The organism is Sedimenticola hydrogenitrophicus, assembly GCF_025175675.1.
Taxonomy (GTDB): Bacteria; Pseudomonadota; Gammaproteobacteria; order Chromatiales; family Chromatiaceae; genus Sedimenticola; species Sedimenticola hydrogenitrophicus.
Genome location: NZ_JANIOA010000014.1, coordinates 1 through 20,841 on the forward strand (window position 1 = coordinate 1; position 20,841 = coordinate 20,841).

Consider the following 20,841-nt stretch of genomic DNA (forward strand, 5'->3'; position numbering starts at 1 on the left):
CGCATCCATGTACCACTCCTCACCGCGGCAATGGTGGATGCGCCTACCGGCTTATCCACCCTACGAAACTACTCCGGAGATGTTCAAGAACCATAGGGCGGGCCGTGCCCGCCTGCCGGTCTCCACATGCCCGGGTGGCTTCCCGACCTATTGCAATGACCGGCTGTAGGGTGCTGGTGAGGCACGAACCGCACCAATCATCACTGGAAGCGAAGCCTCCGTCTTGATGCGGTTCGTTCCACTCACCGCATCCTACAAAAAACCACTGTGGAAGAGCCGCCCCTGAGCGGGCTTTTGCGGTGCTAATTCCCCTCAGCGATCGAACTCCAGCCGCTGGCCACGCACCGCGTCGTTGACCCGGCCGTTGTGATAGGCGATCTGCCCGTTGACGAAGGTGGCAACGATGCGCGAACGCAGCCGCTCCCCCTCCATCGGTGACCAACCGCACTTGTAGAGCACGTCGCGACGCTCCACGCGGGTCGGATCGTTCAGGTCCACCAGCGCCAGGTCCGCCCAGTAGCCTTCACGCAGGTAACCGCGCTGACTGACATTGAACAGGCGCGCCGGGGCGTGGCTGGTCTTCTCCACCAGCTGTTCCAGCGTGATCAGGCGGTCGTGGTAGAGCTCGAACATCATCGGCAACGCCCACTGCACCAGCGGCAGACCGGCCGGTGACTTGAAATAGCTTTCGAGTTTTTCGTCCAGGGTGTGAGGGGCATGATCGGTGGCGACCACGTCGATGCGGCCGTCCGCCAGCGCCTTGCGCAGCGCGTCCCGGTCGGCCCGGGTCTTCACCGCCGGGTTGCACTTGATGAAACTCCCCTTGCGCGCGTAGTCCCGGTCGTCGAAATAGAGGTGATGCACGCAGGCCTCGGCGGTGATGCGCTTGCCGTCCGGCGGTCCCGGCTGGAACAGCTCGAGTTCCCGCGCCGTGGTCAGGTGCAGCACGTGCAGCCGGGTATCGTGTTTTTTGGCCAGCTCCACCGCCATGGATGAGGATAGGTAGCACGCCTCGGCGCTGCGAATCTGGGGGTGGCACTCCATCGGCACATCCTCCCCGTACTTCTCCCGGTAGCTCTCCTCCAGGTGCTGGATGGTCGGAGTATCCTCGCAGTGGGTGGCGATCAGGATAGGCGCATCCCGGAAGATCGACTCCAGCGCCTGTTCGCTGTTCACCAGCATGTTGCCGGTGGAGGCCCCCATGAACACCTTGATGCCGCAGGCCTGCTTCGGATCCAGGGCCACCAGCTCATCCAGATTATCGTTGGTGGCGCCCAGGTAGAAGGCATGATTGGCCAGCGCCCGGTCGGCCGCCAGGACATACTTCTCCTCCAGTGCCCGTCGGGTGGTGGTCTGCGGGTTGGTGTTTGGCATATCCATGAAACTGGTGATGCCGCCGGCAACCGCCGCCCGGGACTCGCTGTGCATATCCCCCTTGTGGGTGGCCCCCGGCTCCCGGAAGTGGACCTGATCATCGATCATGCCGGGAATCAGGGTGCGGCCTTCGGCGTCCAGCACCCGGGTCTGTGCGGATGCGGAGATCTCGGGAGATATCTGCTCGATCCGTCCGTTGCGGATCAGCAGATCGCCCTCCAGGATCCGTCCGTCATTCACCATGGATGCGTTTTTGATCAGGATTTGTTCGGCCATAGATTACTCGATTCAATAGTTGATACTATCGCTGGATCCCACGGGGTCGGAGTCAAATTGGTTCAGGTCTTACGGTCAATCTCGACCGATTAACTCAATTTGACTCCGACCCCTGTGCCCCACACCACGAAACTATCGTTGCATAAACGACAGGGGGATATTTAATCATACTCCCGGTCCTTCCAGCGGCGGATTGCGGTAAATACCTCGGCCCCACCGCCCAGGGCGTGGCCGACATAGCGCTCGGCCGCCGCCTGAACCGCCGGTGTGTCCACCCGCAGGAACGGATTGGTATCCAACTCGGTCTGCAAGATGGAGGGAACCGTGTTCTCCCCCTGCGCCAGCAGCGCCTTTACCTCCTGTTCCCGCCGCAGGATAGCCTCGCTGTCCGGTTCCACCCACTTGGCGAAGCCCAGATTGACCAAGGTGTACTCATGGGCGCAGTAGACCCGGGTATCGGCCGGCAGTGCCGCAATCCGTTGCAACGACGCGTGCATCTGCTCATGGGTGCCGCCGAATATCCCCCCGCAACCGGCCGAAAACAGGGTATCGCCACAGAACAGCAGCCCCTCGCCGAAGTAGGCGATATGGCCTTCGGTGTGGCCCGGCACCTCCAGCACGGTGAAGTCGGCCTGCAGCCCGGGTATCTCCGGGTGCTCGCCCTCTTTCACGCGCACCTTGATGCCCCGGATGGGCTCATTCGTCGGACCCAGAACGGCAATTCCGGGAAAGGCGAATTGCAGGTCCATCACCCCGCCGGTGTGATCGATATGCTTGTGGGTGATCAGGATCGCGCTCAGACGCAACCCGCGCTGTTCCAGCCAGGCCAGCACCGGGGCGCTCTCCCCCGGGTCCACGGCGACCGCCGTCTCGCTGCCTGGATTGTGCAGCATCCAGATAAAGTTGTCTTTGAATGCCTTGACGGGGGTGACTTCCAACATAGTCCGATTTTCCGTTGTTTAGGGCTCGCGCAAGAATAATGCCGTAGTACCGAGGGCGTTCCTGGGCCCCGCTGGCAAGGCACGCTTTGCAGGCAATGGCGGTTCCCTTGCTAAAAAGCGTAACGCCGCCAGCGGGGTCCAGGGGCGGCCGAATACAGGAACTTATTCTTGCGCGAGTCCTCATTTGCCGTAGAGTGTCTCCGGATCGATCAGCGGTTCGCTCACCACCTCAACCCGGTCGCCGCGTACCGCATTGTAGAAACAGGTGCGCCGTCCGGTATGACAGGCCGGACCGGTTTGATCGACCAGCAACAAAATGGTATCGCCGTCGCAGTCGAAACGCATATCCTTGAGGATCTGCACCTGACCGGACGATTCACCCTTACGCCAGAGCTTCTGGCGCGAGCGGGACCAGTAGCAGACCCGTCCCTTCTCCAGAGTCTCATCCAGCGACACGCGGTTCATCCAGGCCATCATCAGCACCTCGCCGGTATTGTGCTGCTGGGCGATCGCCGGGATCAGTCCTTCGCTGTTGTACGGCAGGCCATCCAGCACCTGTTGCAGCGGCAAGCTCTCGCCCAACTTGAACTTTTCACTCTCTTTCATGCGGCACATCCCTGTGCCGCACCCTGACGGGCGGCCTGCGGCCGTGAAAATTGTCTGTCCTGCCTATTTTTCATGCGCCAGGCACATCCCTGTGCCGCACCCTGACGGGCGGCCTGCGGCCGTGAAAATTGTCTGTCCTGCCTATTTTTCATGCGCCAGGCACATCCCTGTGCCGCACCCTGACGGGCGGCCTGCGGCCGTGAAAATTGTCTGTCCTGCCTATTTTTCATCATTCGATCCAATCACATTGCCTAGACATTATAGGGAAATCATACCACCGATGGGACACCATCATGTACTCCCCGGGAAAGAGCGTATGACGGATGCCTTAGGCGGAGACAGGGTGGTATACTTCAACGCAGGTAGTCCCCACCAGGAATCAGGGCCAGTGACCGAATACACATCAAAGCTGAAACAGGCCGGACTCAAGGTCACCCTGCCACGACTCAAGATCCTCGAGATCCTGAGTCAGGGCGACGGACAGCACGCCAGCGCCGAGGATATCTACAAGATTCTGCTGACCCAGGATGAGGACATCGGTGTTGCCACCATCTACCGCGTCCTGACCCAGTGCGAGCAGGCCGGGCTGGTGAAGCGCCATCAGTTCGAGGGTGGAAAGGCGGTATTCGAGATCGCCGAGGGCGACCACCACGATCACATCATCTGCGTGCGTTGCGGCCTAGTGAAGGAGTTCAACGACGACACCATTGAGGTGCGCCAGCGCCAGATCGCCGAGAAGGCGGGGTTCAGGCTGGCCGAACACAACATGACCCTGTACGGACTCTGCAAGGCGTGCCGGAAGCTAGCGGAGGAACGGTAGGTCGCCCCCCAAAATGCGTATATTCAGAATTTCCTTCATCAACCAGGGCAAGGTCTATCAGCTCTATGCCGAATCGGTAAAGCAGGCGGAGGTGTTCGGTTTCATCGAGATCCGCAAGCTGATATTCGGCGAGGCCAGCACCCTGGTGATCGACCCGTCGGAAGAGAAACTGAAGAACGAATTCAGCGGCGTGAGCCGCACCCTGGTCCCGATGCACGCCATCATTCGGGTGGACGAGGTGGAAAAGCGCGGCCAGTGCAAGATCATGGAGCTGGATGCAAACGCCAATATCACCCCTTTCCCCAACCCCTACCTTCGGCCCGACAAGGGCTCCGACAGTTAACCCGATCATTGCAAAATTCGGCCTGCAGGAGGCCCGCCCCCGGGCCGAAATCGCGCCGGGGCGCCGCCCTACGGGTGCAATAATGGACTTCACCAGCGACGCATTCCACTACACAGGGGTCGGAGTCAAGTCGCGCACCGACAGCGATAAATTCCTCCCGGTCCGAGCGACTTGACTCCGACCCCTTCGGCTATAACTCCGCCTCCGCCCACGGCAAGTCATCGGTGGATGCGCCTACCGGCTTATCCACCCTACAACACAGACGCAGTCGCCACTCTCATTCTATGCCCCGGCATTGAGAATAATCATTGCCGAAAAGCACACACCCGCTGCAGTATAAGATATTCATAATGTATGGTGATTCCAATGAAGGCGCCACACCCGCGGAGTGTCTATCTGTTGCTGTTACCGGCACTGCTGTTGCTGGCCGGTTGCTCGGCCGAGCAACCGGCAACCGCGGAAACCGATACCCCGGCGCTGATTGTGGCCGCCGAGGCGGGCGATACCCTCAGGATAGAGTCCCTCTTATCGGCGCATGATCCGGTCGACAGCCGCGACAGCTGCCAGTGGACCCCGCTGATGAAGGCGGCACTCAATGGCCACACCCAGGCGGCGGACCGGCTGATCAGGGCGGGTGCCGGGCTGGACCTGACCGACAATGGGGGCTATACGGCACTGATGCTGGCGGCATCGAACAATCACGCCGCACTGCTCAAGACCCTGCTCGCGCAGGGGGCCGATCCGAACCTGCAGGAGTCCACCAAAGGCTGGACGGCCCTGATCTGGGCCGCCAAGCGGGGGCATGCGGAGAGTGTCGCGGCCCTGCTCGCGGGTGGCGCGGCCATCGGCATCACCGATTTTGCGGGAGAAACCGCCCGCTCCTGGGCAGGTAAAAACCATCACCCTGAGGTGATTCGATTGTTGGACAGTTCTTGAGCCGGCGCCTCCATCCATTACGCATCGGCTCCGTTAACCTGACTGCCGAAGGCAAGGGAGATCCAAGATGAACATCAACAATGATCTGGAGCTTAAAAACACACTCAACGGACTATCCCGGGAACAGCAGCGCCGCCTCGGGGCATGCTACACCGAGGGAGTGATCGGGGCGGTGGACAATCCGCGCCTGATGAGCGCCTTGAAGGTGGCCTTGCTGCCGGAAAGCACCGACCAGGAGCTGAAGGATGCCTATAAGGTGGCCAAATCCATCGCCACCAAGACCTACACCGCCTGTGGCCGTGACGCCGACTGGGGCCTGCAGGCGGAACATTTCATCGCCGCCGCCTGTGCCGCCGCGCTGACCCCCGACGCCCTGACGGCGGAAAACCTCAATGTCGCCTGGAAGGCTGCCATCCACTCCCGCATGGCAAAGAACTGCCTGATGATCGAGAGCGATTCCATCGAAGCGGAGGGGGAGGCCGACCGGCAGTACCGGCTGACCGAGGCGTTTCTGGCCGGGTGATTGCCCGGAGCCAATCCCCCAGGATTCGCATTGAATATCTGACCGCCATCCGGCGTATTATTCCAGGTATCCACGCACCCGGACGGGCACTCGTTGAAAACGGCCTCTGACCCATCGACGATACCTGCCGGGGTTGCAGGAGCAGCGTGTAGGATGGGTGAAGACGCGGCACCATTGTAAACGGCTGTTCGCGGTGGTTGATCGCGCCGTAACCCATCTTCGGATGCGGATGCAGGTGCACGATGGGTTGCGCGCCGGAGACGGAGCCGGCGGAGAGTTCATGGGGCGCTCCACCCATCCTACGCCCGGATGCAGTCCAACCCATTTATGGGTAAAGGGCAGGCTAGGCGGGGCAAGGCAGCTTGTCCCACCCCGCGCTCAATGCCAGACGCCGACAAATTCAACCGAGTAGAGAGACCATGAAAGAGAAACTGACCAGCCTGATCGAGGATGCCCTGCATCCCGATTATCTTGAAGTTATCGATGAAAGCCATATGCACAACGTGCCCAAGGGTGCGCAATCCCACTTCAAGATCGTCGTCGTCAGCGATCGCTTCGAAGGCCTGCCCCTGGTAGGCCGGCATCGCCAGATCAACGGCCTGGTCAAACCGCTGTTTGCGGAGAGCCTGCATGCCCTGGCGCTGCATACCATGACCCCGGCGGAGTGGCAGGCACGGGGTGGCAGCTTCCCCAAGTCTCCCCAATGCATGGGGGGATCGAAGTAACGCCTGCCGGGGCCGCCCTCGCCTCCCATCCCGCTTGCACTTTCCTGGGTTTTTCCTTACTTTCAGCAGGACATAATAACTATCGGGCGGGGTGGATATGACGATCTGTTCGCAAATCAAGGGTTTTGCACGCAACCATGAGCGGCTGGCCGACCTCTCTTCACTCCTCGCGGTGGCCCTGCTGTTCTCCACCATCTGGGTCGTCATCGATTATCAGACCGCCATCTTCAGCTGGACCAGCCAGAGCATCCTGCTGCATGGCCCGGCGATCATACTGCTGCTGGTACTGGATGTCTTTTTCATCATCCTGCTGTTGAATATCGGCTCGACCCGCCTCGAAGACGCAGCAGCGCATCCCTCCGACCGCTGTTTCGGCACCTTCCGGGGACGACGCCATGGGGGATTCAATCTCGGCACCGCGTTCCGCAACTGGGTCCACCATATTGAACAGGTCAACAAGAAACACCGCTGACCCTGTGCTGGCGGAAACGCCGGACAGAACGGGGACGACCGCACCACTGTATCGCGTCCTCATCATCCTACTGACGCTGGCACTGCTGGCCGGCTGTGCCTCCGTGGCCAGGGAGCGGCTGGCCGACAACCTCGCCGGCGCCATGCTGAACCAGGATGACCCCGATACCGTTCGGGCCGGGGCGCCCGCCTACCTGCTGCTGCTCGACGGCATGATCCGTGACGCTCCGGATGACCAGGCCCTGCTGCTGGCCGGTTCCCGCCTCTATGGCGCCTTTGCCACCGGGCTGATCCGGGAACCGGGCCGGGTCAAGCGGCTCACCCAGCGCTCACGCGAATATGCCCGGTTGGCGTTTTGCGCCCGTTATGGGGCGATCTGCGAACAGGCCGGCGCCCCTTTTGCCGAGTTCTCGACCACCCTTGACCGGGTGGCACCGGAAGAGCTGGAACTGCTCTACGTCTACGCCACCAGTTGGGCCGGCTGGATCGCGGCGCACAGTGACGACTGGGGTGCCCTGGCCGACCTGCCCAAGGTGGAATACCTGCTGGAGCGGATCATCACCCTGGCGCCCGCTTATGAGCATGGCCGGGCCCAGCTCTATCTGGGGGTAATGCACTCGCAACTGCCGCCGGCCCTGGGTGGCAAACCGGAGATCGGCCGGGCGCACTTCGAACTGGCGATCCGCTACTCCGAGGGCCGCGATCTGATGGCCAAGGTGGAGTATGCCCGGCGCTATGCCCGCCTGGTGTTTGATCAGGCGTTGCATGACCGGTTGCTGAATGAAGTGCTGGCGGCCCCGGCGGAGGCACCCAACCTGACGCTGAGCAACATCCTGGCAAAACAGCAGGCGGAGCAGTTGCTGCAGGATGAGTACTTTTAATGCGAGATAACTACTCATCCGGTTCGTAGGTGATTGGCCTGCCTTGTTGGCCGATCTTGATGGCGCCTCGAATCCGGCCCCTTTTTCAGATTCAAGCCTGCCCTTGTTTGAGCGAAGCGAGTTTTGTCCATGGATGGACTTATGCCGCGGAGGCCATGAGGAGTGGTACAGGGATGTACCGTTTACGGAGCCGAGGATGCAATGGCCGGGAGCGGCTTGGGCAGGCGCTGAAAAAGGGGCCGGATTCGAGGATACAAGCCATCGTGTGAGGCCGGCAAGGCAGGCCAATCACCCCGTGAGTAGTTACAATGCGAGAATGAATTTGCCTGAAACTCTCTCAACCCGACAACAACGCCTGGATGCGCCATGCAAAAACGCCTGCTGATACTGCTGTTACTGCTGATCGCCAGCGCCCCGATCCACGCCGCCACGCTGAAGATCGCCACCCTGGCGCCGGACGGCAGCAACTGGATGAACCAACTGCGCTCCTGTGCCGCGGAGGTGGAACAGCGCACCGCAGGGCGGGTGAAGTTGCGCTATTACCCCGGCGGGGTGATGGGCAACGACAGCAGCGTACTCAGGAAGATCCGCATCGGACAGCTGCAAGGCGGGGCCCTCACCGCCGGCGGGCTGGCGGCCGTCTATCCCGACATTCAGCTCTACAGCCTGCCCTTTCTGTTCCGCTCATTTGCCGAAGTCGACTATGTGCGTGAACGTATGGACCCCCTGTTGATCGCCGGCCTGAAGCAGCAGGGATTCGCCAGCTATGGTATCAGCGAAGGGGGCTTCGCCTACCTGATGTCGCAACTGCCCCTGGACAGCGTGGCGCATCTGCGCCAGCAGAAGATCTGGAGCCCCGAAGGGGATCAGATCAGCCTCAGCGCCTTTCGCAGTATCGGTGTCTCGCCGGTGCCGCTGCCCCTGACCGACGTGCTGACCGGGCTGCAGACCGGCCTGATCGATACCGTCGGCGCCTCGCCGGTCGGGGCCATTGCCCTGCAGTGGCACACCCGCATCCGGCATGTCGCCGATATTCCACTGATCTATCTCTACGGCACCCTGGTGATCCACGAGAAGGCGCTGAATAAACTCTCCCCTGGCGACCGGGCGATCCTCCGGGAGGTCATGGAAGACCGCTTTCTCCAGATCAACCAACAGAACCGAAACGACAACCTGGGCGCCCGTGAGGCGCTGCAACAGCAGGGCATCCAGTTTCATCGGCCGCAGGATGGGGCGCGTGAAAGCTGGCAGCAGCTGATCGACAAGGTGGAGGCGAACCTCCGGGAGGAGCGCCGGCTCGATCCGCCGCTCATCCAGCAGCTGCAACGACTGCTGGACGATTTCAGAAGCACCCGGGGCTAGGCCGTGCGTACCCGCAACCTGCTGGCCGAGCTGCCGGACGGCGTACGGGAAGAGCAGTTTGAAACCCTGGCCGACAACCCCCATGCCAGGCTTCTGCGTATCATCAGCCCCCCGCACTTCCGCTCCGAGCCGTTTCTGCAGCAGGAGGACGAGTGGGTCATGGTGTTGCAGGGGGAGGGAATCCTGGAGGTGTGCGGAGAGCGTATCCGACTGGGCCGTGGCGACAGCCTGCTGATACCGGCCGGTACCCCCCATCGGGTGCTGGACACCTCTGCCGAGCCACACTGCATCTGGCTGGCACTGCACCTGCACGCAGGCGATCCAACGCCGGGAGCGGAAGGTTGAGGAGCCGACTGGGTCAGGCGGGAACGCTGCTGCGGCGACTCGAGGATCTGCTGCTGAGCCTGCTGCTGACCACCATGATCCTGCTCGCCACCGGGCAGATCCTGCTGCGCAACCTCTGGGACTACAGCCTCGCCTGGGGTGATCCGAGCCTGCGGCTGATGGTGCTCTGGCTCACCCTGCTGGGCGCCATGGTCGCCACCCGCGAACACAACCACATCCGCATCGACCTGCTCTCCCGCTACCTGCCGGAACGCGCCGGCAGGCGCGTGCGCCGCCTCACCGACGGTTTCACCGTCCTGGTCTGCGCCCTGCTGGCCTGGCATGCGGCCCGCTTCGTGCTGTTTGAATACGAGGTGGGCAGCCGCTTTCTCGACCTCCTGCCCCTCTGGCCGTTTCAGCTGATCATGCCGCTCGGCTTTGCCGTTATCGCCCTGCGTCTGCTGATCAGCAGCCTGTCGGGTTACCGCCGGGGGGACGGATGATCCTGGAATCCTCAGTTGGACGGCCGCCAGGGTGCGTGCAGCGTGGTGTCAGGCAAGGCATAACGAGGCGTAATAGTCAGTCTATTGCAACGAGTTATAACGCAGCCAGACGCCGCGCGGTGCGTGCACTGGCGGTCGTAGCGGCCTTCACCCGATGGGTGGATCGACGATTGCAGAGTAACTATTTGCATATTAATGGCTTACAGGTAGCTCGAAGCGGTCAACTGAGGAATCCAGGATGATCCTGGCCGGTCTGTTGCTGCTGTTGCTGGCGCTGCTGGGGGCGCCGCTGTTCAGTATCATCGCCGCCAGCGCCATGCTCGGCTTCTACCGCTCCGAGATCGATCTCTCGGTGGTGGCGATCGAGTTCTACCGCATCGCCGAGATGCCGGTGCTGCTGGCGATCCCGCTGTTCACCTTCGCCGGTTACCTGCTGAGCGAGAGCGGTGCCCCGCGCCGTCTGGTGCGCCTGACCCAGGCGCTGCTGGGCTGGATGCCGGGCGGCCTGGCGCTGGTCTCGCTGGTCGCCTGCGCCCTGTTCACCGCCTTCACCGGCGCCTCCGGCGTCACCATCGTCGCCCTCGGCGCCCTGCTCTACCCGGCCCTGACCCAGTCCGGTTACCGGGACAACTTCAGCCTCGGCCTGATCACCACCTCCGGCAGTCTCGGCCTGCTGTTCGCCCCGGCACTGCCGCTGATACTCTATGCGGTGATTGCCCAGCAGCTGGGCATCGCCCACAACATCACCGTGGATGCCATGTTCCTGGCCGGGATCCTGCCCGGCCTGCTGATGCTGGGCCTGCTGGCCGCCTGGTCGATCTACTCCAACCGCGGCCTGCCCCTGACCCCCTTCTCGCCTACCGAGGTACTGGCGGCCGTGAAAGACGCCATCTGGGAACTGCCGCTGCCGGTCTTTGTGCTGGGGGGTATCTACAGCGGCTACTTCGCCATCTCCGAAGCCGCCGCGGTGACCGCCTGTTACGTGCTGCTGGTGGAGGTGCTGATCCTGCGGGAGATCCCGCTCGGCAAACTGCCGCAGGTGATGCGCGAGTCCATGGTGCTGGTGGGCGGCATCCTGGTGATCCTCGGGCTGTCGCTGGCCTCCACCAACTACCTGATCGACGCCGGGGTACCTCGCCTGCTGTTCGACACCATCCGCGAGCTGGTCAGCGACAAGCTGACCTTCCTGATCCTGCTCAACATCTTCCTGCTGCTTCTCGGCACCATGCTGGATATCTTCTCCGCCCTGGTGCTGATGGTGCCGCTGCTACTGCCGATCGCCATCGGTTACGGCATCGACCCGGTGCACCTCGGCATCATCTTCCTGGCCAATATGCAGATCGGCTATTTCACCCCGCCGGTGGGGATGAACCTGTTCATCGCCAGCTACCGCTTCAACAAGCCGGTGCTGCAGCTCTACCTCGCCACCCTGCCCTGGTTCCTGATCCTGCTGGCGGCGCTGCTGATCATCACCTACTGGCCGTGGTTGTCGCTTGCCTTGCTGTAGTCAGATGGAATGATGCGGTTCGCAAGCTCACCCGCATCCTACGATTCTTTCGGCATACTCGTTGTAGGATGCGATGAGTGAAACGAACCGCATCGATCGCGATTGATGGGCGCACGTTAACGATGTCCCAGCTTGGTAGAGTGGGCACGCTTTTTGTGCCCACGCGGAAGGCGCGGCACAGGGCAAAAAGGTGGGCACAGACTACGTGCCCACCCTACGCGACCGTAATCGTAAGGGGTCGGAGTCAGGCCGCGCACAGGACGGGGATTAACGCACAGGCGCGGGCGGCCTGACTCCGACCCCATTGTGGTACACAGCAGGGCAGTGGAATTCAACGATGTCCCAGCAGCGCATCCAGATGCGCCAGCACGCTGCGCGCCAGGGAGCCGTGCTCATAGCCCCCCTCCAGGGTCGAGACGATGCGCCCCGCGGCATAGCGGTCGGCGATCTCCTTGAGCCGGGTGGTGACCCAGTCATAGTCCGCCTCGCGCAGCCGCAGGTGGCTCATGTCGTCCGAGATGTGGGCGTCGAAGCCGGCCGAGATCATCACCAGTTGCGGCTGGAAGTGGTGCAGCGCCGGCAGCCAGTGCGCTTCCACCTGCTTGCGGAACTCCTGGCCGTTGGCCCCGGCCGGCAGGGTGATGTTGACGATATGGTCGGTCTCGGTCTCGTGCCCGGTAAAGGGGTAGAACGGGTGCTGGAAGCTGGAGCAGAACAGCACCCGCGGATCGCTGGCGAAGATGTGTTCGGTGCCGTTGCCGTGGTGCACGTCGAAATCGATAATCGCCACCCGCTCCAGACCGTGCTGGGCAATCGCATAGGCCGCGCCCACGGCCACGTTATTGAAATAGCAGAAACCCATGGCGCGATCGCGCTCGGCATGATGGCCCGGCGGCCGGACGGCGCAGAACGCCGCGGTCACCTCTTTTTTCATCACCAGATCGACGCCCAGCACCACCGCGCCGGCCGCCCGTAACGCCGCATCCAGTGTTTTCGGCATCATGAAGGTATCGCCATCCAGCTCCAGGACCCCCTCGTGGGGGGCGTCGGTGAACAGCATGCTGATGTAATCGGGGTCGTGAGCCAGCTCCAGTTGTTCGCGTGTTACCCGCGGCGCTTCATAGCGGTTCAGTGCCATATCCATGCCGGTACTGATCAACAGATCCTGAATGGCGCGCAGGCGTCCCGGCTGCTCCGGATGATCTTGACCAACATCATGCAACAGGCAATCGGGATGGGAAATGTAGGCTATAGGCAAAACTCAACCCTCAAAAAATGTAAAATACACTTCACCTAGCTACTCTATGCTTTTCCCACGCAACAGGCAAAAAGACCATGGGCCCACACCACCTCGACTCGCTGTTCTCACCGGCGAGCATCGCCGTATTCGGCGCCAGCGAAAAACCCGACAGTGTCGGCACCCGCGTGTTCAAGAATCTGCTCCAGGCCGGTTTCAAGGGAGAACTCTATCCGATCAATCCGGGGCATAAATCGGTCCAGGGTCACGCCTGTTTCAAGGCGATCGGCGATATCGAGCATCCGGTGGATCTGGCGGTGATCGCCTCGCCCAGCAAAACCGTTCCCGGCATCATCCGCGAGTGCGGGGAACAGGGGGTGCGTGCCGCCGTGGTGCTGACCTCGGGTTTCCGTGAGACCGGACCGGCCGGCGCGCGCATCGAGCAGTCGATCCTGGAGACCGCGAAACACTACAACCTGCGCCTGGTCGGCCCCAACTGCCTGGGCCTGATGCGCCCCAGCGTGGGCCTGGACGCCACCTTCCTGGAGACCCCCGCCCCGGCCGGCGGCCTGGCGCTGGTCTCCCAGTCCGGCGCCCTCTGCACCGCCATCCTGGACTGGGCCAAACCCCACCAGCTCGGTTTCTCCACCGTGGTCTCCCTGGGCAATGCCAGCGATATCGATTTTGGCGATGTCCTGGATTACCTCGCCTCGGATTATAAGACCACGGCCATCCTGCTCTACATCGAGGGCATACATGACGCCCGGGCCTTCATGAGCGGGCTGCGCACGGCGGCTCGCTCCAAGCCGGTGATCGTGCTCAAGGTGGGCCGGCATGCCCGGGGATCGCAGGCAGCCAGCACCCACACCGGGGCCATGATCGGTTCCGACGACGTCTTTGACGCGGCGCTGGAGCGGGCCGGCGTGGTCCGGGCGATGACCTTCGGCCAGCTGTTCGCCGCCGCCGAGATCCTCTCGGCCGGGAAAAAGGTTAACGGCAACCGGCTGGCCATTATCACCAACGGTGGTGGGCCCGGCATCCTGGCAACCGACCGGGCGGAGGATCTGCGGGTCGAGATCGCCCAGCTCGGCGCCGAGACCGTGGTCGAACTGGACAAGCACCTGCCGGCCCACTGGTCCCACGGCAACCCCATCGACATCACCGGCGATGCCGGACCGGAGACCTATGGCGAGGCGGTCAAGGCGTGCCTCAAGGACCCGGGGGTGGACGGTATACTGACCCTGTTCACGCCGCTGCCCATGAGTAATCCACTGGACTCGGCCCAGGCGGTGATCGAGGCGGCCAAGGGGAGGAAGGGCAAGCCGGTACTCGCCTGCTGGATGGGCGAGACCCGCATCCGCAATGCCCGGGAACGGCTGTCGGCCAACCACCTGCCCAGCTTCATCACCCCGGAGCGGGCGGTGGAGGCGTTTGCCTACCTCTCCCGCCACTGCCAGAACCAGAAACTGCTGCTGCAGACGCCGGGGCCGCTCTCGGACCTGCGCGACCCCGACGTGGAGGGGGTGCGGCTGATCATGGAGGCGGCCCTGGCCGAGGGCCGGGAACTGCTCTCCGACCTGGAGTCCAAGGCGGTGTTGCGCGCCTTCCACATCCCCTGCACCCAGACCATCGAGGCCGCCACCCCGACCCAGGCCCTGGTAGCGGCGGAGACGGTCGGCTTCCCGGTGGTGCTGAAGATCAACTCCCCCGATATCACACACAAATCGGATGTGGGCGGGGTGCGGCTGAATATCAACAACGCCCCGGAAGTGCACAGCGCCTTCAAGTCGCTGGTGGAGTCGGTGCAGAAGCGCCACCCGGAGGTGAAGATACTCGGCGTCACGGTGGAGCCCATGTCCTCCAACCCCAACACCCGGGAACTGATGGTGGGGGTGAAGCGGGACCCGGTATTCGGCCCGGTGATCGCCTTCGGTTCCGGCGGCACCGCGGTGGAGATCCTGCGCGACAGCGCCGTGGCCCTGCCGCCGCTGAACAGCCTGCTGGCGCAGCGGCTGATCGCCCGCACCCGCGCCGCTAAACTGCTGGAGCCGTTCCGGCAGATGTCGGCGGTCGACCCGGAGGAGGTCGAGCATGTGCTGCTGCGGGTCTCGGACATGGTCTGCGAGCTGCCCCATATCAAGGAGATGGATATCAACCCGCTGCTGGCGGACGAGCACGGCGTGGTGGCGGCGGATGTGCGCATCCGCGTGGCCCGGCCGTCCACCGGCTCCATCCCCTACGCCCACATGGCCATCCACCCCTACCCCTCGCAACTGGTCAACCGCTTCCACCTGCCCGACGGCACCGAGCTGACCATCCGCCCGATCCGCCCGGAAGATGCCGACACGGAGCAGGAGTTCGTGCGCAACATGTCACCGGAGGCGAAGTATTTCCGCTTCATGCAGACCATCGACGAGCTCACCCCCGAGATGCTGGCGCGCTTCACCCAGCCCGACTACGACCGGGAGATGGCGCTGATCGCGGTGATCAACGAGAACGGCAAACGCACCCAACTAGGGGTGGCCCGCTACACCGTCAACCCCGACAGCCAGTCCTGCGAGTTTGCCCTGGCGGTGCTGGACACCAAGCGGCGTATGGGCATCGGCTCGAAACTGATGGAGGCGCTGATGGAGGCGGCCCGCACCCGGGGCATCCGCATGATCGAGGGCGAGGTGTTGTCGGACAACAACCGCATGCTCTCGCTGATGCGCCGGTTGGGCTTCGCCATCCGCAACTCGCCGGAGGACACCGGCATCCGCATTGTCGAACGCTGGTTGTAAGTTAAGTTTGAAGGTAACTACTCACGGGGTGATTGGCCTACCTTGTTGGCCGATCTCGATGGCGCCTCGAATCCGGCCCCTTTTTCAGATTCAAGCCTGCCCTTGTTTGAGCGAAGCGAGTTTGGGCAGGCGCTGAAAAAGGGGCCGGATTCGAGGATACAAGCCATCGTGTGAGGCCGGCAAGGCAGGCCAATCACTTACAGAGCGGGTGAGTAGTTACGTTTGAAGTTTGAAGCCCGAGGATGGGTTGGGAGCACCTTGCGCAGGAGGTAGCCGTTTGTATTGCACCACGCGCGCACCGTAACCCACCGTTTGGCGGGCCGGGGAAACGGTGGGCACGCGGAACTCCAGCCCGGATTTCTCACTGCCGTACCAGACACGCCGATCAAAGTTCGATGGCGTGTTTCTGGATACGATAGAGCAGGGTGTCGCGGGTCAGCCCCAGCAGGCGTGCCGCCTTGCTGCGGTTGCCACCGCTCATGCAGATCGCCTGGCGGATGATATCGCCCTCCAGGGCAAACAGGTCGACCCCGCCCTCGGGCAGGGAGAACAGCCCCGGCCGGGCGGCCGTGGCGTTGTCGCGCCGCATCTCCAGCGGCATGTCGGCCGGCTGCACGATGGCGCCCGGCATCAGGATCACCATGCGTTCGCAGAAGTTACGGAGTTCGCGCACGTTGCCCGGCCAGCGGTACTGTTTCACCAGATGGCGCGCGGTGACCGAGTAACGCGGGGCCTTGCGACCATGATGGCGGGCCAGGTCGGCGGTGAACTGTTTCAGCAGCAGCACGATATCATCTGCCCGTTCACGCAGCGGCGGCAGCGGCAGTGGCACCACGTGCAGCCGGTAGTAGAGGTCCTCGCGGAACTGCCCCGCCAGCTGCAAGGCGTGCAGATCCCGGCCGGTGGAGGCAAGCACCCGCACCATGGGAAACCTGCTATGCCGCGCCTCAACCGACTCGAGAAAATGCAGCAGCTTGGCCTGTGCCTCCAGCGACAGATCCGCCACCTCGTCCAGGTACAGGGTGGCACCGCTGGTGGTGGCCATCAGCTCTGTCCCAAACTGATGTTCCTCGATCCCGGCACAAGCGATTACCCGAAAGACGCCCTGGGAGCGCCGGCTCGCCGCGTGGATCTCCCGGGCCATCGACGCCTTGCCAGACCCCGGTTCGCCGGTGATCAGCACGGTAGCATCGGTACCCGCCACCATGCGCGCGGCATGCACTGCCCGGCTGAATACGGGTGAGCTGCCGTACATCTTCTCTGCAACACTGTTCATAACCGTATCACTCGCTGTCAATTTGGGGCTGTTGATAGGACGTGACATCCAGCAACTCCGGGAACCAGAGGGTCAACAGGCCGATCAGTATGATAACCAACCCGACAACCACCTTCAAATAGTGGTTATTGGCGTAGCGGTAGAGCCGCCCGGCCAGCAGACCGGTCGCCACCACCGCCGGCAGCGTGCCCAGGCCGAACGCCGCCATATAGAGCGCGCCGTTCAGCGGCCCCACCTTGGTGGCGGTGGAGATCAGCATGGTGTACACCAGCCCGCAGGGCAGCCAGCCCCACACCGCTCCATAGGCCAGCGCCTGCGGTATCGATTGCACCGGCATCAGTCGTCGGCCCAGCGGTTCGAGCCGACGCCATAAGGGCGTGCCGATCCGCTCCACCTGGGCCAGCCGCGGCAGCCAGCCGGCCACATGCAGGCCGATCAGCACCATGATCAGGGCGGCAATCCACTGCAGCCAGCGGTGTCCCTGTCCCGGGCCGAGTGCCTCCAGCAGGGCGCCACCCAGCAGACCGATCAGGGCACCGGCAGCGGCATAACTGAGCACCCGACCACTGTTGTAGGCCAACAGAAAAAGCAAAAACCGCAGGCTGTTCTGGCGCAGCTCGGGTGGCAAGCCATAGCTCAGCGCCCCCATGATGCCGCCACACATGCCGATGCAGTGCACGGCGCTGAACAATCCGACGGTAAAAGCCAGCGGCAATGACAGGTCCAAATCTATTCCACCCTCTCTCGATTGCACCACCCGGCACAACATCTCGTCGCCTCGCTATGATAAGCCATTCGGCGCCGATACGGATTGATCAATAACAATCCTGATTACCCATCTTACTCAGCCATCATGAAAAACCTTAGCCGCGAGGAGTGGTGCAAGGGTGCACCGTTTACGGACCCGAGGATGGAATGATGCGGTTCGCAAGCTCACCGGCATCCTACGTCCCCGGCAAGCACCGTAGCCTGGATAAAGCCGCTATTCCACCAACAGGATAAACCGCTCTATTTGCGTTGATTCGCGGCTTTATAAACGGTATCTGACCATAGCGGAGTCTAGTGGGTAATCAAGATAACAACTGCCCCTGGCGCGCCCCCAAGCGCCGCCACCGCATGCCCGGCTGCTGCGGCTGCCGGGAAAGGCTGATAAAGTAGCCTGGGCCACACCCGACATAGGATAACCGATGAAAGAACTGCACGATCTTGAGCTGATCCTGACCTCTCACACCCCGATCATCGTGATCGAGTCGCTGGAGGAGGTGCGGGTCAGCCAGATGCTGGCCCGGCTCGGCCTGCGGCTGAACCACCCCATGTTTCAGTGGACGGTCACCGAAGGGCTCAGGCGACTGGAGGCGGACTTTGGCGCCCAGCAATTTACCGCGGAACCACGGGAAGTGCTGAAGCATATCAAGGCGGTCTCACAGGCCGGCTACTATCTGCTGCTGGACTTCCACCCCTTCCTGGACGACCCGATCCATGTACGCCTGATCAAGGAGATCGCCCAGGAGCACGCACGCCTCGCCAAGACCCTGATCTTCCTCAGCCACGACCTGCCCCTGCCGGCCGAGATCAGGCACCTCACCGCGCGTTTCAATCTGCGGCTGCCGGACCGCGCCGGGATCAAGATGCTGATCAAGGAGGAGGCGCGGCGCTGGCAGTCGGAGAACCGTCGCCAGGTGCAGACCGATGCGCGAGCCGTCGACCGCCTGGCTGCCAATCTTACCGGCGTCACCACCACCGATGCCCGCCGCCTGATTCGCTCGGCCATCGAGAACGACGGCGCCATCAACCAGGACGACCTGCCCGGCCTGATGAAGACCAAGTACGAACTGATCAACCAGGACGGCGTCATCGCCTTCGAATACGACACCGCCAGCTTTGCGGAGGTGGCTGGCCTGACGCGCCTCAAGGAGTGGCTGAGCCATCGGCACAAGTCATTTGCCGGCAACAGCACCAGCCTCGACCAGCCGCGGGGCATCATGCTGCTGGGAGTGCAGGGGGCCGGCAAGAGCCTGGCCGCCAAGGCGGTCGCCGGTACCTTCGGCGTGCCGCTGCTGCGGCTCGATTTCGGCGTCCTCTACAACAAGTACATCGGCGAAACCGAGAACAACCTGCGCAGCGCCCTGGAGGTCGCCGAGAGCATGGCGCCCTGCGTGCTGTGGATGGACGAAATCGAGAAGGGGGTCTCACCCGGCCAGGCCGATGACGGGGTATCGCTGCGCATCCTCGGCACCCTGCTTACCTGGATGGCGGAAAAGCGCCACCAGGTATTCATTGTCGCCACCGCCAACGATATCCAGCGCCTGCCACCCGAACTGATCCGCAAGGGGCGGCTGGATGAGATCTTCTTTATCGATCTGCCGCAAGAGGCGGTACGCCGGGAGATCTTCGACATCCACCTGCGGCGGCGCAACCAGGCGCCCAGCGGCTTCGATCTGGAACTGCTGGCCGGCGCCAGCGAGGGTTTCACCGGCGCCGAGATAGAACAGGCGATCGTCTCCGCCCTGTACGCGGCGCAGGCGCAGGAGAGCCGGCTGGATACCCGGCATCTGCTGCAGGAGCTGGAACGTACCCGCCCGCTCTCGGTGGTGATGGCGGAGAAGATGACGCAATTGCGGGCGTGGGCTGCGGGCCGCACCGTGGCGGCAGACTGACCGCCGGAAACCCGCTACCATAACCCACCCGAAACGTACTCTGTCAAGGTGATATTGACTACGTCAATATCACCTTGACAGAGTACCAACAGCAACGGCGATAATCCATGCAAGCCATACCCCCACTTGGCCAGCTCAGCGCCCTGCAACAGATGATGACCCAGCTGATCGAGCCCCTGAGCGACAGCGACTGTCGCCGCTGTTTCCACGAATCGATGCCCCCCCTCGCCTGGCTTTACGGCCGCGCCGTCTATCTGGAGTGCCGGCTGCTGCGTCAACGGGTTCAGGGTGAACAAGACACCACTGACCGGGTGGCGGAGATCTTCACCCCGGGCGCCCTGGCGCCGGAGACCCAGTGGCAACGCCTGCCGCCAAAGGATCATCTGCTGAACTGGGCCCTGGAGCTACAGGACGAGAACCTGATGCGACTGGCCAACCTGGACCGGCTACCCGACCACCCGCTACTGGCGGACGGTCGCCTGATCCTGCTGATCAACCAGGCCCGCGCCGGCCTTTACGAACAGATGCTGCAGGTACTGGTGGAACGCCGGCTGCGGCAGGGGGAGGCCTATCGGGTGACCCAGCCGCTGAACGCTGCGTTGCCGACTGTCGATCTGGTGGGCGTCTCCCAGGGGCACTACCGGATCGGCGCCAAGGGCGATCCCGCCGCCTATGATAACGAGCAGCCGGCCCAGGTGGTGAACCTGAGCAACTTCCGCATCGACCGGCAACCGGTCGGCAACGCCGCCTGGCTCGCCTTCATGGAGGCAGGAGGTTATGCCAGCGAGGGCTACTGGAGCGAAGACGGCTGGCGCTGGCGCCAGGAGATCGCCGACCATCCCCACCACTGGCGCCGCGACCCCGAGGGGGAGTGGTACGGGGTGAGCCTGAATGGCCCGGCCGACCTGCCGCCGGGCGATCCGGTGATGGGCATCTCCCGGCACGAGGCCGAGGCGTATGCGTGCTGGGCCGCCTCTCTGGGCGGTGATCTGAGCGGCGCCGTGCTGCAGCACGAATACCAGTGGGAGGTGGCCAGGCGCACCCAGGTATTGACCACGTCGGGCCGGGTCTGGGAGTGGTGTGCCAACCCCTTCGAGCCCTACAGCGAGTTCCAGCCGGACCCCGAACCGGAGGGGGGCGCACAGCAGTTCAGCGCGGACCATCACGTGCTGCGGGGCGGCTGCCTGCACAGCCAGCCACCGCTCCGCCGCATCAGTTTCCGCCACCATGCCGCGGCCGGCGCCCGGCACCTGTTCTGCGGCGCCCGACTGGTGTTTCCACCCCGGGATCAGTAATCAA

Annotated in this window: 20 protein-coding genes; 14 read left to right on the forward strand and 6 right to left on the reverse strand. The window is 63.1% G+C overall.

What is annotated here, in order from left to right; genetic code table 11:
• Positions 1 to 312 precede the first annotated feature (312 nt).
• The 3 genes from NPX02_RS09320 to hisI form a co-directional block, all read right to left on the reverse strand.
• A complete protein-coding gene (locus tag NPX02_RS09320; protein ID WP_260293263.1) occupies positions 313 to 1,650 on the reverse strand; it encodes a dihydroorotase in 1,338 nt (445 codons plus the stop codon).
• 161 nt (positions 1,651 to 1,811) lie between these two features.
• Positions 1,812 to 2,591: a hydroxyacylglutathione hydrolase gene (gene gloB, locus NPX02_RS09325; protein ID WP_260293264.1), complete on the reverse strand. Its 780-nt coding sequence runs from the start codon at positions 2,589 to 2,591 to the stop codon at positions 1,812 to 1,814.
• Between the two features lie 180 nt (positions 2,592 to 2,771).
• Positions 2,772 to 3,197, reverse strand: coding sequence for a phosphoribosyl-AMP cyclohydrolase (hisI, locus tag NPX02_RS09330; protein ID WP_260293266.1), 426 nt, complete (start codon positions 3,195 to 3,197; stop codon positions 2,772 to 2,774).
• A 388-nt stretch (positions 3,198 to 3,585) separates the two neighbouring features.
• Between hisI and fur the strand changes: the two genes are divergently transcribed.
• The 11 genes from fur to NPX02_RS09385 all read left to right on the forward strand — a co-directional run bounded on the left by fur (position 3,586) and on the right by NPX02_RS09385 (position 11,592).
• On the forward strand, positions 3,586 to 4,017 hold the full coding sequence (fur, locus tag NPX02_RS09335; RefSeq protein WP_260293267.1) for a ferric iron uptake transcriptional regulator: 432 nt from the start codon (positions 3,586 to 3,588) through the stop codon (positions 4,015 to 4,017).
• 13 nt (positions 4,018 to 4,030) lie between these two features.
• Positions 4,031 to 4,360: a DUF1820 family protein gene (locus NPX02_RS09340; RefSeq protein WP_260293269.1), complete on the forward strand. Its 330-nt coding sequence runs from the start codon at positions 4,031 to 4,033 to the stop codon at positions 4,358 to 4,360.
• A gap of 366 nt (positions 4,361 to 4,726) precedes the next feature.
• Entirely contained in the window at positions 4,727 to 5,296 is a 570-nt protein-coding gene (locus tag NPX02_RS09345) for an ankyrin repeat domain-containing protein (protein WP_260293270.1), read from the forward strand.
• Positions 5,297 to 5,363: 67 nt separating this feature from the next.
• Positions 5,364 to 5,819 carry a hypothetical protein gene (locus NPX02_RS09350; RefSeq protein WP_260293271.1) on the forward strand — a complete coding sequence of 152 codons (456 nt, stop codon included), beginning with the start codon at positions 5,364 to 5,366 and terminating at the stop codon, positions 5,817 to 5,819.
• Positions 5,820 to 6,238: 419 nt separating this feature from the next.
• Complete coding sequence (locus NPX02_RS09355; RefSeq protein WP_260293272.1) at positions 6,239 to 6,544, forward strand: BolA family protein; 306 nt, start codon at positions 6,239 to 6,241, stop codon at positions 6,542 to 6,544.
• A 97-nt stretch (positions 6,545 to 6,641) separates the two neighbouring features.
• Positions 6,642 to 7,016 carry a cell division protein BolA gene (locus NPX02_RS09360; RefSeq protein ID WP_260293273.1) on the forward strand — a complete coding sequence of 125 codons (375 nt, stop codon included), beginning with the start codon at positions 6,642 to 6,644 and terminating at the stop codon, positions 7,014 to 7,016.
• Complete coding sequence (locus tag NPX02_RS09365) at positions 6,988 to 7,896, forward strand: TRAP transporter TatT component family protein (protein ID WP_260293274.1); 909 nt, start codon at positions 6,988 to 6,990, stop codon at positions 7,894 to 7,896. The genes NPX02_RS09360 and NPX02_RS09365 overlap by 29 nt, the downstream gene beginning before the upstream one ends.
• 366 nt (positions 7,897 to 8,262) lie before the next feature.
• Positions 8,263 to 9,258 (forward strand): TRAP transporter substrate-binding protein, encoded by a 996-nt coding sequence (locus tag NPX02_RS09370; RefSeq protein WP_260293275.1) that lies wholly within the window; start codon positions 8,263 to 8,265, stop codon positions 9,256 to 9,258.
• 3 nt (positions 9,259 to 9,261) lie between these two features.
• Complete coding sequence (locus NPX02_RS09375; protein ID WP_260293276.1) at positions 9,262 to 9,603, forward strand: cupin domain-containing protein; 342 nt, start codon at positions 9,262 to 9,264, stop codon at positions 9,601 to 9,603.
• Positions 9,600 to 10,085 (forward strand): TRAP transporter small permease, encoded by a 486-nt coding sequence (locus NPX02_RS09380; protein WP_260293277.1) that lies wholly within the window; start codon positions 9,600 to 9,602, stop codon positions 10,083 to 10,085. The genes NPX02_RS09375 and NPX02_RS09380 overlap by 4 nt, the downstream gene beginning before the upstream one ends.
• 238 nt (positions 10,086 to 10,323) lie before the next feature.
• Positions 10,324 to 11,592 (forward strand): TRAP transporter large permease, encoded by a 1,269-nt coding sequence (locus NPX02_RS09385; protein ID WP_260293279.1) that lies wholly within the window; start codon positions 10,324 to 10,326, stop codon positions 11,590 to 11,592.
• Positions 11,593 to 11,923: 331 nt separating this feature from the next.
• On the opposite strand, the gene NPX02_RS09390 is transcribed toward NPX02_RS09385, so the two are convergent.
• Positions 11,924 to 12,850: a histone deacetylase family protein gene (locus NPX02_RS09390; RefSeq protein ID WP_260293281.1), complete on the reverse strand. Its 927-nt coding sequence runs from the start codon at positions 12,848 to 12,850 to the stop codon at positions 11,924 to 11,926.
• A 77-nt stretch (positions 12,851 to 12,927) separates the two neighbouring features.
• Between NPX02_RS09390 and NPX02_RS09395 the strand changes: the two genes are divergently transcribed.
• Complete coding sequence (locus tag NPX02_RS09395) at positions 12,928 to 15,609, forward strand: bifunctional acetate--CoA ligase family protein/GNAT family N-acetyltransferase (protein WP_260293284.1); 2,682 nt, start codon at positions 12,928 to 12,930, stop codon at positions 15,607 to 15,609.
• 385 nt (positions 15,610 to 15,994) lie between these two features.
• Here NPX02_RS09395 and NPX02_RS09400 read toward each other — a convergent pair whose 3' ends face one another.
• Both NPX02_RS09400 and NPX02_RS09405 read right to left on the reverse strand, forming a co-directional pair.
• Positions 15,995 to 16,885, reverse strand: a complete 891-nt coding sequence (locus tag NPX02_RS09400) for a sigma 54-interacting transcriptional regulator (protein WP_260293285.1) — start codon at positions 16,883 to 16,885, stop codon at positions 15,995 to 15,997.
• 7 nt (positions 16,886 to 16,892) lie between these two features.
• On the reverse strand, positions 16,893 to 17,612 hold the full coding sequence (locus tag NPX02_RS09405) for a sulfite exporter TauE/SafE family protein (RefSeq protein ID WP_260293286.1): 720 nt from the start codon (positions 17,610 to 17,612) through the stop codon (positions 16,893 to 16,895).
• Positions 17,613 to 18,072: 460 nt separating this feature from the next.
• Here NPX02_RS09405 and NPX02_RS09410 point away from each other — a divergent pair, with 460 nt between their 5' ends.
• Both NPX02_RS09410 and NPX02_RS09415 read left to right on the forward strand, forming a co-directional pair.
• Entirely contained in the window at positions 18,073 to 19,542 is a 1,470-nt protein-coding gene (locus NPX02_RS09410; protein WP_260293287.1) for an AAA family ATPase, read from the forward strand.
• 107 nt (positions 19,543 to 19,649) lie between these two features.
• Positions 19,650 to 20,837 (forward strand): SUMF1/EgtB/PvdO family nonheme iron enzyme, encoded by a 1,188-nt coding sequence (locus tag NPX02_RS09415; RefSeq protein ID WP_260293288.1) that lies wholly within the window; start codon positions 19,650 to 19,652, stop codon positions 20,835 to 20,837.
• Positions 20,838 to 20,841 lie beyond the last annotated feature (4 nt).

Coding starts and splice junctions, on each gene's coding strand:
- NPX02_RS09320 (WP_260293263.1), bottom strand. CDS start 1,650: ATGGCCGAACAAATCCTGATCAAAAACGCATCCATGGTGAATGACGGA.
- gloB (WP_260293264.1), bottom strand. CDS start 2,591: ATGTTGGAAGTCACCCCCGTCAAGGCATTCAAAGACAACTTTATCTGG.
- hisI (WP_260293266.1), bottom strand. CDS start 3,197: ATGAAAGAGAGTGAAAAGTTCAAGTTGGGCGAGAGCTTGCCGCTGCAA.
- NPX02_RS09340 (WP_260293269.1), top strand. CDS start 4,031: ATGCGTATATTCAGAATTTCCTTCATCAACCAGGGCAAGGTCTATCAG.
- NPX02_RS09345 (WP_260293270.1), top strand. CDS start 4,727: ATGAAGGCGCCACACCCGCGGAGTGTCTATCTGTTGCTGTTACCGGCA.
- NPX02_RS09350 (WP_260293271.1), top strand. CDS start 5,364: ATGAACATCAACAATGATCTGGAGCTTAAAAACACACTCAACGGACTA.
- NPX02_RS09355 (WP_260293272.1), top strand. CDS start 6,239: ATGAAAGAGAAACTGACCAGCCTGATCGAGGATGCCCTGCATCCCGAT.
- NPX02_RS09360 (WP_260293273.1), top strand. CDS start 6,642: ATGACGATCTGTTCGCAAATCAAGGGTTTTGCACGCAACCATGAGCGG.
- NPX02_RS09370 (WP_260293275.1), top strand. CDS start 8,263: ATGCAAAAACGCCTGCTGATACTGCTGTTACTGCTGATCGCCAGCGCC.
- NPX02_RS09385 (WP_260293279.1), top strand. CDS start 10,324: ATGATCCTGGCCGGTCTGTTGCTGCTGTTGCTGGCGCTGCTGGGGGCG.
- NPX02_RS09395 (WP_260293284.1), top strand. CDS start 12,928: ATGGGCCCACACCACCTCGACTCGCTGTTCTCACCGGCGAGCATCGCC.
- NPX02_RS09400 (WP_260293285.1), bottom strand. CDS start 16,885: ATGAACAGTGTTGCAGAGAAGATGTACGGCAGCTCACCCGTATTCAGC.
- NPX02_RS09410 (WP_260293287.1), top strand. CDS start 18,073: ATGAAAGAACTGCACGATCTTGAGCTGATCCTGACCTCTCACACCCCG.
- NPX02_RS09415 (WP_260293288.1), top strand. CDS start 19,650: ATGCAAGCCATACCCCCACTTGGCCAGCTCAGCGCCCTGCAACAGATG.